Source organism: Sphingomonas sp. (assembly GCF_004799495.1).
GTDB lineage: Bacteria > Pseudomonadota > Alphaproteobacteria > Sphingomonadales > Sphingomonadaceae > Sphingomonas.
On record NZ_SSMY01000002.1, the window covers coordinates 77,302 to 91,306 of the forward strand.

Annotated in this window: 16 protein-coding genes; 3 read left to right on the top strand and 13 right to left on the bottom strand. The window is 67.0% G+C overall.

Annotation, left to right across the window (positions count from 1 at the left end):
- Positions 1-3 precede the first annotated feature (3 nt).
- Both E7773_RS01615 and E7773_RS01620 read right to left on the bottom strand, forming a co-directional pair.
- Positions 4-465: a peroxiredoxin gene (locus E7773_RS01615; RefSeq protein WP_293987280.1), complete on the bottom strand. Its 462-nt coding sequence runs from the start codon at positions 463-465 to the stop codon at positions 4-6.
- Positions 462-3,089, bottom strand: a complete 2,628-nt coding sequence (locus E7773_RS01620) for a bifunctional [glutamine synthetase] adenylyltransferase/[glutamine synthetase]-adenylyl-L-tyrosine phosphorylase (RefSeq protein ID WP_293987282.1) — start codon at positions 3,087-3,089, stop codon at positions 462-464. Before E7773_RS01620 ends, E7773_RS01615 begins: the two co-directional genes overlap by 4 nt.
- A 1-nt stretch (position 3,090) precedes the next feature.
- Between E7773_RS01620 and E7773_RS01625 the strand changes: the two genes are divergently transcribed.
- On the top strand, positions 3,091-3,261 hold the full coding sequence (locus tag E7773_RS01625) for a hypothetical protein (RefSeq protein ID WP_293987284.1): 171 nt from the start codon (positions 3,091-3,093) through the stop codon (positions 3,259-3,261).
- A gap of 163 nt (positions 3,262-3,424) precedes the next feature.
- On the opposite strand, the gene E7773_RS01630 is transcribed toward E7773_RS01625, so the two are convergent.
- The 3 genes from E7773_RS01630 to E7773_RS01640 form a co-directional block, all read right to left on the bottom strand.
- Positions 3,425-4,114, bottom strand: a complete 690-nt coding sequence (locus E7773_RS01630; protein ID WP_293987286.1) for a sigma-70 family RNA polymerase sigma factor — start codon at positions 4,112-4,114, stop codon at positions 3,425-3,427.
- 83 nt (positions 4,115-4,197) lie between these two features.
- Positions 4,198-4,362, bottom strand: a complete 165-nt coding sequence (locus E7773_RS01635) for a hypothetical protein (RefSeq protein WP_293987288.1) — start codon at positions 4,360-4,362, stop codon at positions 4,198-4,200.
- A 145-nt stretch (positions 4,363-4,507) separates the two neighbouring features.
- Positions 4,508-5,314: a response regulator gene (locus E7773_RS01640; protein WP_293987290.1), complete on the bottom strand. Its 807-nt coding sequence runs from the start codon at positions 5,312-5,314 to the stop codon at positions 4,508-4,510.
- A 287-nt stretch (positions 5,315-5,601) separates the two neighbouring features.
- On the opposite strand from E7773_RS01640, the gene E7773_RS01645 reads away from it, so the two are divergent.
- Positions 5,602-5,691: a NepR family anti-sigma factor gene (locus tag E7773_RS01645; protein ID WP_293987292.1), complete on the top strand. Its 90-nt coding sequence runs from the start codon at positions 5,602-5,604 to the stop codon at positions 5,689-5,691.
- A gap of 3 nt (positions 5,692-5,694) precedes the next feature.
- A complete protein-coding gene (locus E7773_RS01650; protein ID WP_293987294.1) occupies positions 5,695-7,275 on the top strand; it encodes a histidine kinase dimerization/phosphoacceptor domain -containing protein in 1,581 nt (526 codons plus the stop codon).
- Between the two features lie 225 nt (positions 7,276-7,500).
- On the opposite strand, the gene tatC is transcribed toward E7773_RS01650, so the two are convergent.
- The 8 genes from tatC to argS form a co-directional block, all read right to left on the bottom strand.
- Complete coding sequence (gene tatC, locus E7773_RS01655; protein WP_293987296.1) at positions 7,501-8,274, bottom strand: twin-arginine translocase subunit TatC; 774 nt, start codon at positions 8,272-8,274, stop codon at positions 7,501-7,503.
- Positions 8,271-8,729, bottom strand: a complete 459-nt coding sequence (gene tatB / locus E7773_RS01660) for a Sec-independent protein translocase protein TatB (protein ID WP_293988195.1) — start codon at positions 8,727-8,729, stop codon at positions 8,271-8,273. The genes tatC and tatB overlap by 4 nt, the downstream gene beginning before the upstream one ends.
- Before the next feature lie 27 nt (positions 8,730-8,756).
- A complete protein-coding gene (locus E7773_RS01665) occupies positions 8,757-8,984 on the bottom strand; it encodes a twin-arginine translocase TatA/TatE family subunit (RefSeq protein WP_293987298.1) in 228 nt (75 codons plus the stop codon).
- A gap of 28 nt (positions 8,985-9,012) precedes the next feature.
- Positions 9,013-9,603, bottom strand: coding sequence for an SMC-Scp complex subunit ScpB (scpB, locus tag E7773_RS01670; RefSeq protein ID WP_293987300.1), 591 nt, complete (start codon positions 9,601-9,603; stop codon positions 9,013-9,015).
- The gene (locus tag E7773_RS01675) at positions 9,600-10,331 is read right to left on the bottom strand and encodes a ScpA family protein (RefSeq protein ID WP_293987302.1); all 732 of its coding nucleotides are present in this window, start codon (positions 10,329-10,331) and stop codon (positions 9,600-9,602) included. Before E7773_RS01675 ends, scpB begins: the two co-directional genes overlap by 4 nt.
- Positions 10,332-10,347: 16 nt before the next feature.
- A complete protein-coding gene (locus E7773_RS01680; RefSeq protein ID WP_293987304.1) occupies positions 10,348-11,355 on the bottom strand; it encodes a glycoside hydrolase family 3 N-terminal domain-containing protein in 1,008 nt (335 codons plus the stop codon).
- A 156-nt stretch (positions 11,356-11,511) separates the two neighbouring features.
- Positions 11,512-12,240 (bottom strand): SPOR domain-containing protein, encoded by a 729-nt coding sequence (locus E7773_RS01685; protein WP_293987306.1) that lies wholly within the window; start codon positions 12,238-12,240, stop codon positions 11,512-11,514.
- The gene (argS, locus tag E7773_RS01690; protein WP_293987308.1) at positions 12,240-13,967 is read right to left on the bottom strand and encodes an arginine--tRNA ligase; all 1,728 of its coding nucleotides are present in this window, start codon (positions 13,965-13,967) and stop codon (positions 12,240-12,242) included. Before argS ends, E7773_RS01685 begins: the two co-directional genes overlap by 1 nt.
- Between the last annotated feature and the right edge of the window lie 38 nt (positions 13,968-14,005).

Consider the following 14,005-nt stretch of genomic DNA (forward strand, 5'->3'; position numbering starts at 1 on the left):
GCGTCAGCGGAGGCTGTTGACCGCCGCCAGCACCTGTTCGACGTGCCCCGGCACTTTCACCTTGCGCCACACCTTGGCGAGTTTCCCAGATGCGTCGAACAGCCAGGTCGAGCGGTCGATCCCCATATATTCGCGACCGTAAAGCACCTTCGGCACCCACGCGCCGAACGCTTCGATCACGTCCTGCTCGTCGCTCGCGAGCGGCACGGTCAGATCGTATTTCTTGATGAACTTGGCGTGCCGCGCCGGGCCGTCCTTCGACACGCCGAGCACCGCCGCGCCGGCCTGCGCGAAATCGGGCAGCGCCGCGCTGAATTCCTGCGCTTCCCTGGTGCAGCCGCCGGTGTCGTCCTTGGGATAGAAATAGAGCACGAACGGCTTGCCGACATAATTGCGCAGCCGGATCGGACCGTCGGCACCGGTCAATTCGAGATCGGGCAGGTCGCCTCCGAGTTCAACGCTCATCCGGTGCCTCCGCTGATGTCTGTCCAGAATCGCGCAACCTCCTGACGCGTCGCATCGAACCGCGCAACCAGCGCGTCCCAGCTTTCGGCGCCGAGCACGCGCATGATCAGCGCCTGGGTCGCGGGCGACGGCGGCTCGCTGTCGGGTGCGACGAGGCGGAGCAGGACGAGCATCCGCGTGAGCAGCCGGTACGCGTCGACCATTCCCGCCGGCGCCAAACCGCGATCGGCCAGCGCGGCAATCGCGGGGTCGAGATCGGGATCGAAACCCGCGTGATTGGTCAATTGCGCGACGTGCACCGCGAATTCGAGATCGACCAGCCCACCGGGGAGCAGCTTGGCGTCGAGCGGCCCGGCCGGTGGTTTGTGCCGCGTCATTTCGGCGCGCATCTCGGCCGCGTCGGCTACGATCCGGCCCGGGTCGCGCGGCGTGGCGAGCACCTCGTCGATCACCGCCGTCACCGCGGCGCGCGCATCGTCCGATCCATAGATCGCGCGAGCGCGCGTCAGCGCCATATGCTCCCACGTCCAGGCGTCCTTGCGCTGATATTTCGCGAACCCGTCGAGCGAGACGACCAGCGGTCCCTGTGCGCCCGACGGCCGCAACCGCATGTCGATCTCGTAGAGCGGCCCCGCTGCGGTCGGCACCGACAGCGCCGCGCTCAGCCGCTGCGCGAGGCGGTTGTAGTAATGCACCGCGCCGAGCGGCTTCAGCCCGTCGGACTCGCCCGCGAAATCGCCGGTGAACAGGTAGATCAGGTCGAGGTCGGAGGCGTGCGTCATCGCCCCGCCGCCGAGCCGTCCGAGCGCGAGGACCAGCAACTCGCTGTCGGGAACGCGGCCGTGGGTTCGCGCGAAATCGGCGACAGTCGCGGCGGCAAGCACCTCGACCGCGGCGACCGCGACGCGCGCGTAACCGTGCGCGATGTCGAGCGGGTCGCTTGCGCCGGCGACCAGCTGCGCGCCGAGCGCGAAGCGTTTTTCGCCGACGACTCGCCGGACGTGTTCGAGCGCGGCCTGGTAATCGTCGCCATCCTCGCCGCTCGTCATTTCGGTGATCAGCGCGGGCAAGTCGCCCATCGGCGCGAGCGCGGTCGCGTCGATCAGCCCGTCGAGCAACGCCGGGCGGCGCCCCAAAGCTTGGGCGAGCGGCGGTGCGTGGCTGAGGATCGTCGCCATCAATTGCGCGAGTTGCGGCCGCGCCTCGAGCAAGCGGAAGAAGTTGATCGCGCTCGGCAAGCGCGACAGCATCGCGTCGACCTGGATCAGCGCCGCGCGCGGATCGGGTGCCTGGCCGAGCGCCGCCATCAGCCCCGGCATTACCGCCTCCAGTGCCTGCCGCGCCGGCGCGCTGCGCAGCGCCGGGTACGACCCGCCGCGCCAGCGCTCGACGAGTTGCAGGGCGGTCGCCGCGTCGGCGAAGCCGATCGCCTCGAGCTGCCCGGGCAACGTCTCCGCATCGCTCGACAAGGCCGCGGTATCGGGCGGATCGAGCGAATCGTAGATGCTGCCGACCGCCGCGACGTGCGGCTTGAGCATCGCGATCAGCGACGCCCCGGTGCCGAATCCGGCAAGCTGCCCGACATTGTCGAGCGCATCCTGCGCGCGCGGCAAGGCATGCGTCTGGCGATCGTCGACCATCTGCAACCGGTGCTCGATCGTGCGGAACGCGACGTACGCCGCCTTCAATGTCGCCGCTTCGTCGCCGCCGATCCGCCCCGCCGCCGCGAGTGCGTCGAGCGCGTCGAGCGTCGCAGGCGCGCGCAACCCGGAGTCGCGGCCGCCGTGGATAAGCTGATGGATCTGCGCGAAGAACTCGACTTCGCGGATCCCGCCGCGCCCGCGCTTGAGGTCGTAGCCGGGGCCGAACGCCTGCCCCTGCGCATGGTGGTCGCGGATGCGGCGCGTGATCTCGCGGATGTCGCCGACCGCGCCGAAATCGACGCCGCGGCGCCACACGAACGGGCGGATCGCGTCGAGGAAGCGCTGCCCCAGCGCGATGTCTCCGGCGCAGACGCGCGCGCGAATGAATGCAGCGCGCTCCCACGGCAACGCCGCCGATTCGTAATAAGAAATCGCACCATCGACGGGGAGTGCGATCGGCGTAGCCTCGGGCGACGGGCGCAGCCGCAGGTCGACGCGCAGCACATATCCTTCGCCGTCGCGCGCCTGGAGCAGTTCGACGACGCGGCGCCCGATGCGGATCGCGGCCTCCTGTGGCTCTTCGCGCGCGCGGTGCGGCAGAGTCGCGGGGTCGAACAGCAGGATCGGGTCGATGTCCGACGAATAGTTGAGCTCGCCGCTTCCCTGCTTGCCCAGCGCAATCGCAGCGAACCCCGCGGGCTCGGCGTCGGGTGTGCGTTCGTGGATCGCGGTGCGGATCGCGACATCGAGCGCGCGGTCGGCGAAGGCGGTAAGTCGTCGTGTCACACCGCTCAAGTCAAGCGCGCCGGCCAGATCGGCGATCGCGACGATCAGCGCTTCGCGCCGCCGCGCGCGGCGCAGCGCGACGCCGACCGGAACATCTGCGTCGAACGGCGCCGGATCGGGGACGATTCCGGCGGCCAGTTGCTCCGCGAGATCAGGCTGTTGCTCCAGCGCGACGCGCAAAAAAGGCGCGTGCACGGTGGCGCGGTCGATCGCGCTGGAAAAGTCTGGTTTGTTCGTCACGGCGCACGGTCTAGCCCAACCCGACCGGCGCGAGAATCCCGCAGATCGTTACGCCCTGATTCAAATTAATGTGCAGCGCAGCAACAACCGGCAACAAATCGTCGCAAAGCACGTTCTTGGCGCATGAGCCCGCCGCAATCCCAGAACGCCAGCGCCGCTAACGGCCTGCGTCAGATGGCACACCGTCCGCACGAGAGCGACGGTGTGGGCAACGCGTTGCGCCAGATTTTCGGGGGGCCGGCAAAGCTGCCGGGGGAATTCAGCGCGCTGCTCTACCGCCTCAAGGAAGATTAATCCTCGGCCTCATGGTCGTCTTCGTCGTGGTCGACATCGTCCGGCCGCGGGCTGTGCTCGCCGCTCAATTCGTCGACTTCGTCCATGATCGTATCGAGCGCGGTGCGCCCCTGGTTGTCGGGCGCCTGACGCCGTGACGCGAGGTCGGTGCCGCTCAGGACCGATTCGAGCGCGACGCGGCCGCGCGCGACGCGACTCTTGATCGTGCCCACCGCGACGTTGCAGATTTCGGCCGCTTCCTCATAGGCAAAGCCGCCCGCTCCGACGAGGATCAACGCCTCGCGCTGCGGTTGCGGCAAGTGGAGCAGCGCGCGCTGCATGTCGCCAAGCTCGACATGCTTGTCCTGGCTCGCCGGCGCCGCGAGCACGCGATCGGCGACCAGATCGTCCCATTCGCCCTTGAATCGCGCGCGGCGCATCTGGCTGAGGTAGAGGTTGCGCAGGATGATGAAGGTCCATGCGCGCATATTGGTGCCCGCCTGGAAGCGCTGGCGTGCGGCCCACGCCTTCATCAACGTTTCCTGGACGAGATCGTCGGCGAGATCGCGGTTGCCCGACAGCGAGCGGCCGAACGCGCGAAGGTGCGGGATGACTTGCGCCAATTGGTCCTTGAATTCGGGATCGGACAGCGCGACGTGCTCGATCGCTTCCCCCTCGTTCGCGGTATCGGTGTCGGTCGTGGTCATGGAACTCCGTCGGACCGGCGCGAGATCGGGCCGAGAAACAAGAACATAGGATAAAGCTGGCGAATGCCAACCGCAGTTGCGGGCTATTTACTGAACAGAACCGGGCCCCACACGATCAGCGACAGGATGACGACGGCCAGCACGACCGAGATGCCGAGCACATAGCGCATATGGCCCGACGTCTCGCCGGCGCGCACTTCGGGCCCTTCGACATGCGTCGGTTTTTCGGAAGTGTGGGGATCAGTCATACCCCCGCGAACGCACGACAACCGTTTAGGCTCCGTAACCGATGGAACTTTTTAGCGCCGTCGTGCCGCGATATTGAAAAAATCGCGGACTCGACAAGGCCGGCGGCGAGCGGTGCAACCGCTCGTCCGACGGCCTTGTCGCGCATCACGCCGGGATCGTGCTTTCGTCGAAGAACAGCGCCTGGCTGATCGCCGCTTTCACCGTCGACCGCTGGAACGGCTTGGTGATCAGGAAGGTGGGCTCGGGCCGCTCGCCCGTCAGCAGTCGCTCCGGGAAGGCAGTGATGAAGATCACCGGTACCTGGAACTCGGCCAGAATATCCTTGACCGCGTCGATCCCCGAGCTGTCGTCGGCGAGCTGAATGTCCGCCAGCACGAGACCGGGACGTTCGCTCATCGCCGACGCCACCGCCTCGTCGCGCGTCACCGCGACGCCGGTCACGTCGTGGCCCAGGTCGCGGACGATCGTCTCGATATCCATCGCGATGATCGGTTCGTCCTCGATGATCAGCACGCGCGCGCGCGTCTGCTTCTCGATCTCGGCAAGCGCGTCGGCGACCAGGCTCTCGACCTCGTCGGCATCGGCGTCGATCAGATAGCCGGCATCCTCCGGCGTGAAGCCCTCCATCGCGGTCAGCAGCAATGCCTGGCGCGACAGCGGAGTCATCTTGGAGAGCCGCGCACGCGCGACCGCCTCCTGGCCTTCGGCGTCGGATCCATCGTCGCTCAACGCGACTTCGTCGTCGCGATTGGTGGTGCGCCAGATCACCTGGAAGGTGCGGTACAGCCCAAGCCGCGGATCGACGTCGCGTGGAAATTCCTCGGGCGCGGCGACGATCGCCTCGAGCGCGGCGCGGACGTAGCGGTCGCCATGGTCCTGGCTCCCGGTCAGCGCGCGGCCATAGCGGCGCAGGAACGGCAGGTGCGGTGCGAGTTGCTGACCAAGCGACATAATGAACGGATTCTCCCCGAAAAGGCGCCGGCTCTTGTGCGAGGCGGGACCGGTTTACGCAAACGACATTTTTCTGTTCGCTAGTGGAACAATCGAGAGCGTTTTTGGTTTCACGACCATGTTGACGCAGTTTTCGCGTCGTGTCCGGTCGTGCTTGCAGACCCGCGAAGGTTCCTGCATGGCCGGGTTGGTTTTCGAGGGGGTTCGCATTGCCTGAGCGGCGGTCATCAAAGCGGGGCGGCCCCGGCGACGGCGATGGGAATGGCAAGAAGCTAAAGGATGAAGCGATGGGGACCGCGCTGCGCACGGTCTATCACGCAGCCGTCAGCGAGCCTGTGCCCGACGAAATGCTCGATCTGCTGCGCAAGCTGGACTAGGCCGTGGCCGGTCTCACGGCTGGTGGACGTCGCGGCGCGCTGAGTTCCCGCCTCGGGCAACTACCGACCGGCGCGAAGATTTTCCTCATCCTGTCGGCGGCGCTGCTACCGTTCGCGATCATCGCGATCCTGGCGACGCTGACCACCACCCGCCAGGCGGGGCAGGAAGCACGGTCGCAATTGCGCGTTGCGGCGCAGGAAAGCTCGCGCAACCTGGCGATCGAACTGGTCGGCGACATGACCGCGCTCACCACCACGATGAACGCGCTCGCGGCGGACCATGCCGACGCGCCGAGTTGCGCGCGCGCGCGCGGCGTGTTCGCGCAACAGATCGCGGCGGGCGCCGGTTTCGCCATCAGCGACCGCGACGGGCGACTATTGTGCGGCACCGCACTGCCCTATTCGCTCCCCGATGCGATCGCCGGCGGACAGCCCGCAGCGCGCGTGGTGCCCGGCAAGGGCGTCGTACTCGCGACCACCACCGCCGACGGCAACCTGCGCGGCAGCGCGTTCTTCCCGGCAAAGTTCCTCGCCGGTATCGCCAGGCCGAGCGGGTTCGGCATCGATTATGCGGAAGCGATCAGCGGCCCGAACGACCAAAGGCTCGACCTGCGTACCCTCGATCGCAACAGCCCGCTCGATCGGCACGACTCGGTCAGCGTCCCGCTCAACATCGGCGATTTGACCGCAGTGCTGAGCATCAGCAGCAACTCGATCACCTGGCCGATTTTCACCGCCATGCTGTTGCCGATCATAATGTGGCTGGCTGCCGCCAGCCTCGCCTGGCTGGTCGTCGACCGCCTGTTGATCCAGCCGTTGCGGACGTTGCGCACGCGGGTAGCCGCCTACCGTCCCGGCGAGGAAATCGCCTCGTCCGACGTGCGCTCGCTGCCCGCGCAGGAAATCCGCGAACTGGGCGAAACCTTCCGTTCGTTGAGCCGCACGCTGATCCTCCATGAAGCCGGGCTGGCCGAGGGACTGGTACGCCAGACCAAGCTGACGCGCGAGGTCCATCACCGCGTCAAGAACAACCTTCAGGTCATCTCCAGCCTGATCAACCTGCATTCGCGCGGCGCGAAGGCCGAGGAAGCCGCACGCGCCTATTCATCGATTCAGCGGCGGGTCGATGCGCTGTCCGTCGTCCACCGTCACCATTTCGCGGAAATGGAGGATCATCGCGGGGTGAGTTTGCGCGCGGTGATCGGCGAGCTGGCATCGAATATCCGCGCGACCAGCCCGGAGGGGTCGCGGCTGGGTATCCTGCTCGAAGTCGAGCCGTATCTGGTCAGCCAGGACACCGCGATCGCGATCGCTTTCCTGCTGACCGAGATCATCGAACTGGCGATCTCGCTCAATCCGGCGGCGCAGCTCCGGCTGTCGGTGCGCGCGACCGACTCCCCCGACCACGCGATACTGCGCGCCAGTTCGCCCGCCTTGATCGACGGCGACACACTGAAGGCGGCGCTAGACCAGCGCTACGCCCGGGTGATGGAAGGGCTGTCGCGGCAATTGCGCGCACCGCTCCATCACGATCCGCTCACCGGGGCGTACGAAATCGCGGTGAGCGTCACCGGTAAGGATTGAAAAACGGCGGAAAACTGCCAGAAATGCCGCGCCGAAAAAAATTGCGCGAAAATGCGTTTTTTCCGGGAACCGACTCGCGAAAGGTGCGTTTTGACCTTCGGATAGCGAACTTATGCCCCCCCGCTCTCGCTATCCAAGACATAGGCCCGGCAGCGCACCCCCTCCCCCCCGGTGGCGCTTCCGGGCCTAATTCGTTTCGGGGTAATCCATTTGATTAGGAGAGGGTCAGGCGACGGTTCCGCTCGCCTCAGCGCGCGCGCGACGGCGATGCGTCAGCCAGATCGCGGCGAGCGTCAGGTAATAGAGCCCAACCAGCGGGGTCGCGAGAATGATCATCGATCCCGCATCGGGCGGCGCGAGCACCAGCGCGATCGCGAAACAGCCAAGAATGGCGTAACGCTGCGCCTTGACGAGTTGCCGGAGCGTCACCAGCCCGGCGCGCTCGATCAGCATCAACAGCACCGGAAACAGGAAAGACACGCCGAACCCGAACAGGAATTGCATGACGAACGTCAGATAGTTGCCGACCGACGGGAGCGCTTCCTGCTGCACCCCGCCCACGTTGGTCTGATAGCCGAGCAGGAAATGGAGCGCGGCGGGAATGGCGATGAAATAGGCCATCGAGCAACCCGCGGCGAACAACACCGGCGTTGCCAGCAGGAACGGCAACAGCGCACGCTTTTCCTTGCGGTACAGACCAGGGGCGACGAATTGCCATAACTGGTTGGCGACGACCGGGAACGACAAGGTGCTGGCGGCAAAGAACGCGACCTTGAGCTGGACGAAGAACGCCTCGAACAGCTGCGTGTAATAGACTTTCGCTTGTCCCGCCTTGAGCAACGGGCGGACGAGGAAGCCGAAAATCGGTTCGGCGAAATACAGGCAGACGCCGAACAGCACCGCCAGTGTCGCGAAGCTGATGAGCAACCGCCGGCGCAGCTCGATCAGGTGATCGAGCAACGGCGCGCGGCTGGCGTCGATATCGTCCTGATCGCTCACGACGCCGGTTTCGGACGCTTGGTGGTGGGTTTTTTCGCGGCTAGCTTTTTTGCCGCCGGCCTCTTTGGTGCGGGTTTCCCGGGCGTCGTCGCGCGTCGCTTGCGCTCGGGCGCTGGCGCGGGGATCGGCGGCTCGAGCGTCCCAGCCAAGGCATCTTCGCTCAATTCGGCCGGGCTATCCTGCGGCACCGGCGCCATCAGCGCGGCCTGCTCGGCGGTCGGGGGAAACTCGCGCATGATGCGCTCATTCTCCGCCTTCCACTTCGCCTCCATCTCATGAAATTCGGATTCGCGGATCATGTCGTCGAAGCCCGAGCGGAATTGCCGCGCCATGCCGCGCGCACGGCCGACCCACTGCCCCGCGATGCGCATCGCCTTGGGCAGGTCCTTGGGCGGGATGACGAGCAGCGCCACCACGCCCAGCACCAGCAATTCGGTCGGGGCTATGTCCAGGATCACCGCCGGATTCCTCTCCGGCGGGCGTTAAACGTCGGCGTCGCGCACGCGCTCACGCTCGGCGTCGATCACCGGGTCGGCGCGCTTGGCCTCGATCCGGCTCGGTGGCGTGTCGTCATCCTCCGACATGCCCTTCTTGAACTGCTTGATACCCTTGGCAACGTCACCCATCATGTTCGAAAAGCGACCGCCTCCCAACACCAGGATCGCGAGAATGCCCAGAATGATCCAGTGGATCGGGCTACCAAAACCCATTACAAATCTCCCAAACGCGTGAGGGTATCTAGTCCTCTTCCGCTTCGGTTTCCACCTCTTCCGCAATCGCCATGTCCGCCATCGCCAGGTCGACCGGGTCGAGCAGGCCGGCGGCGCGCAGATCGTCGATCCCGGGCAGGTCGCGGCGGCTGGCAAGGCCGAAATGCGTGAGGAAATCGGGCGTCGTCACGTAGGTCAACGGGCGGCCCGGGGTTTCCCTCCGCCCGGCGGGGCGCGCCCAGCCCGCCTCCATCAGTACGTCGAGCGTGCCCCTCGATATCTGCACCCCCCGAATCGCCTCGATCTCGGCGCGAGTCACGGGCTCATGATAGGCGATGATCGCGAGCGTCTCGATCGCCGCGCGCGAGAGCTTGCGCGCTTCCTCGCGCTCGCGGCGAAGCAGGTGCGCCATGTCGCCCGCGGTCTGGAAATGCCAGCGTCCGCCGCGGCACACGAGCTCGATCCCCCGGCCCGCATAGAATCCCGCTATCTCGTCGAGCGCCGCGCGGACATCCGTCTCCTCGCCGACATGCGCGCGGATCGCCTCGATGCTCAGCGGCTCGTCGGCGGCGAACAGCACCGCCTCGACCGCACGCGACAGATTGTCGGGCTCAATCATGCCGTCGCCTTCAAATAAAGCGGCGCGAACGGCGACTGCTGGCGCAGCTCGGCCTTGCCCATCCGCGCGAGTTCGAGCGCGGCGACGAAGCTGGAGGCGAGCGCCGACTTGCGGAACGGCCCGTCGAGCGTGTCGGGCAGGAAGCTTTCGATCGTCGCCCAGTCGACCTGCATCCCCAACAGCTGCGACACGCGTTCGAGCGCCGCGTCGAGCGTCATCACCGGGCGGTCGTGGACGACGTGGAAGACCGGGCGGTTGCGCGCATTGATCTGGCCGTACGCAGCGATCAAATCGTAGATTTCGGCCTGCCACATCGCCTTGCGCACGGTGCGCAGGCCCTCGGGCGCGGCGCGGCGGAACACATCGCGGCCCAGTCGGTCACGCGCGAGCAGCCTGGCGCCCGCATCGCGCATCGCGTTGAGGCGTTCGAGCCGCATCTGGAGCCGCAGCGCGAGTTCCTCGGGGCTCGGCTCGACCTCGGGATCGCGCGGCAGGAGCAGCGCCGATTTGAGATACGCCAGCCACGCCGCCATCACGAGGTAATCGGCCGCGACCTCGAGCTTCAGCGCGTGCGCTTGCTCGACATAGGCGAGATATTGTTCGACCAGCGCGAGGATCGAGATCTGCTTGAGGTCGACCTTCTGCGACCGTGCCAGCGCCAGCAACAGGTCGAGCGGGCCTTCCCACCCCTCCAGGTCGAGCGTCAGCGTGTCGGGATCGGAGTCCATCGCCGCACCTTAGCCGCTAAACGAGCGCCAGCAACGAATCCCGCTTGGCGATCAGCTCGTCGAAATCGGCCTCGGGCGTCACGCCCTTCACCGTCGCCATTGCGCGGTCGAGCCGCTCGACCGACTTGGCCGGCATATCGCCGAGCAGCGTTGCGATCTCCGCCATCTCGTCCATCCGCCCCCAGCAATCGAGCACCAGGTCGCATCCCGCAGCGATCGCGCCCGCGGCCTTCTCGCCCGCGGTGCCGGACAAGGCCTTCATGTCGATATCGTCGGTCATCAACAACCCGTCGAACCCGATCTTGCCGCGGATTACCTGCTCCACGACGATCGGTGACAGCGTCGCGGGGCGCTCCTGGTCCCATGCCTCGAACACGATGTGGCTGGTCATCCCCATCGGCGCGTCGGCCAATGTCCGGAACGGCTCGATGTCCACTTCCAGCTCGGCGTCGGATGCGGTGACGGTGGGCAAATGATGATGCGTGTCGACCTTCGCGCGGCCATGCCCCGGCATGTGCTTGACCACGCCGACCACGCCGCCGCTACGCAAGCCTTCGAGGATCGCGCGGCCCATCGCGGCGACACGCATCGGCTCGCTGCCCAGCGCGCGGATGCTGATCGCCTCGGTCGTGTCGGGCTGGTTCACGTCGAGCAACGGCCAGCAATCCGTGTTGATGCCGACCTCGTTCAGCATCAGCGCGGTGGCGTGAGCATGCGCGCGCACCGCCTCGATCGCGGAGACCGGCGCAATCTCGTACAGCGCGTCGAACGCCGGGCCGGCGGGGAAATCGGGCCATTCGGGCGGCCCCATCCGCTGGACCTTGCCGCCCTCCTGGTCGATCAGGATCGGCACGTCGTCGCGCCCCGAAAGTTCCCTGAGGGAATCGGTCAGCGCGCGCAGTTGCGCGCGGTCGGCCACGTTACGCTTGAACAGGATGTACCCGCACGGATCGGCATCGCGGTACAACGCGCGTTCGTCGTCGGTCAGGGCGAGGCCGGACAGGCCGTAGATGACGGGCTTCATATCGTTCCTCTCCCCTCCCGCATGCGGGAGGGGCCGGGGGTGGGCGCGAGCGGAGCGAGCTCCCGCGCTTGCCCCAAAAAGAAAAGGCCGCGGATCGACCCCGGCCTTTCTTTGCCCACCCCTAGCCCCTCCCGCAAGCGGGAGGGGAAAAGAAGCTCAGCTCGTAACGATGCACGCCTCGCCGGCGACCTTGAGCTTGCCGCACAGATCCTGTGCCGCGCCCGCGCTGCCGGCATTGACCTTGAGACGGTAGAAGGTGCGGCCGTTGACCTCTGCCTTTTCGATCGACTTGCCGAGGCCCGCGAGATAGCTGAACCGCTTCGACGCCTGCGCCCAGGCGGTGTTGGCGCCCGCTTCGGTCGGGAACGAGCCGAGCTGGACCAGCGCCCCGCCACCGCCGCCGCCCGACACCGCGACCGGACGACCCGGAGGCGGCGCGACCAGCTTGCCGCCGGGGCCAGCGACGCTCGCGGTCGCGGTCGACGTGCCGGGGCCTCCCTTGGACTCGGGCGCCGCCTTGGTGCCGGTAATCGGCGCCTCGGGCAGGCTCGACACCGCGATCGATCCGTTGCCGCCGGCGTTCCCGCCACTCGCCGCGACCGCCGCATCGCCTTCGCCCGCGACCTTCATCCCGCCGGGATCGTCGGGCTTGACCTTGTAGTCGCCATCGGGCGCCGCGATCAGGTCGCCGTTGCCGGGGGGCGGCGCGCGATGCTTGAACCAGTAGATCCCGCCGAGCACGACCGCAAGCGCGACCAGTCCGACCAGCACCATGCCGACGACGCGGCCGAGCGGCGCACCCTCGTCCTCGTCCGCCGCCGTCTCGAGCCAGGGCAACCGGCTTTCGTCGGTGACCGTCGGCTCGCTCCACTGTTCGCCCGCCATCACTTCATCTCCTCGACCGCCTCCACCCCCATGATGGCGAGACCGTTGCGGACAATCTGCCCGATCGCGTCGCCGAGGAAAAGACGGGCGCACGTGAGTTCGTGGTTATCGGGCAGGAGGAAGCGCCGCTCGGGTCGGTCATTACCGATATTCCAAGATGCGTGAAACTCCGCCGCCAAGTCATAGAGATAAAAGGCGATCCGGTGCGGCTCGCGCGCCGCCGCCGCGGTCTCCACGACGCGCGGGAACTGCGCCGCGAGCTTCACCAGCGCCAGGTCTTCCGTATCAAGAAGGGACAGATCGACCTGCGTGCACACGATCTCCGCCTCCGCCGCGCGCCGCTTGAGCGATGCGACTCGGGCGTGCGCGTACTGGACGTAGAACACCGGATTGTCCTTCGACGCCTCGACCACCTTGGCGAAGTCGAAGTCCATCTGCGCGTCGGCCTTGCGTGTCAGCATGGTGAAGCGCACGACATCCTTGCCGACTTCGCGCACGACATCAGCAAGCGTTACGAAGTTACCGGACCGCTTGGACATTTTGACCGGCTCGCCCGCGCGGAGCAGCCGCACCATCTGGACCAGCTTGACGTCGAACCGCGTTTTGCCGCCGGTCAGCGCCTGCACCGCCGCGACGATCCGCTTCACGGTGCCGGCATGGTCGGCGCCCCAAATGTCGATCAGCGCATCGGCGGTCTGCGCCTTCTGCCAATGGTACGCGAGGTCGGCGCCGAAATAGGTCCAGCTGCCATCGGACTTCTTGATCGGCCGGTCCTGATCGTCGCCGAATTGCGACGAGCGGAACAGCGGGAGCTCGACCGGCTCCCAATCCTCGGGCGTTTCGCCCTTCGGCGCTTCGAGCATGCCGTCGTAGATCAACCCGCGCGACCGCAACTCGCGCTCGGCCGCCTCGGGCTTCTTCGTCGCCTGCAGCTCGGCTTCGGACGAAAACAGGTCGTGATGGATGCCGAGCAGGCCGAGGTCGGCCTTGATCAGCGCCATCATCGCCGCGACTGCGCTCTTGCGGAACAGCACCAGCCATTCGCTCTCGGGCGCCGACACGTATTTGTCGCCGAATTCCTGCGCCAGTGCCTGTCCGACCGGGATCAGGTAATCGCCGGGGTACAACCCCTCGGGGATCTCGCCGATATCCTCGCCGAGCGCCTCCCGGTACCGCAAATGCGCCGAGCGCGCGAGCGTGTCGACCTGCCCGCCCGCATCGTTGACGTAATATTCGCGGATGACCTTGTGCCCGCCCCATTCGAGCAGTGACGCCAGAGCGTCGCCGACCACCGCGCCGCGGCAATGCCCCATGTGCATCGGGCCGGTCGGATTGGCCGAAACGTATTCGACGTTGACCGTCTGCCCCTGCCCCCGCGTCGAGCGGCCGTAATCCGCGCCGCCGTCATTGATCGCGGCGAGCTCGTTGCGCCACGTGTCGTCGGTCAGCGCCAGGTTGATGAACCCCGGCCCCGCGACCGCGACCGAGGCGACCTCGTCGAGCTTGCCCAGCTCGGCGGCGATCTTCTCCGCCAGCGCGCGCGGATTGGCGCCGGCGGGCTTGGCCAGCACCATCGCGGCATTGGTCGCGAGGTCGCCGTGGCTCGGATCACGCGGCGGCTCGACCGTCACCGCGCCGCGCGCCAGCCCGCGCGGCAGGTCGCCGTTCGCGCTCAGGGCGTCGAGCGCCGCGTCGATATGCGCGGCAAAGCGGTGGTACAGGGTCATTTCGGATCCAGCGATGGGAGGAAGCGGCGCCCTTAGCC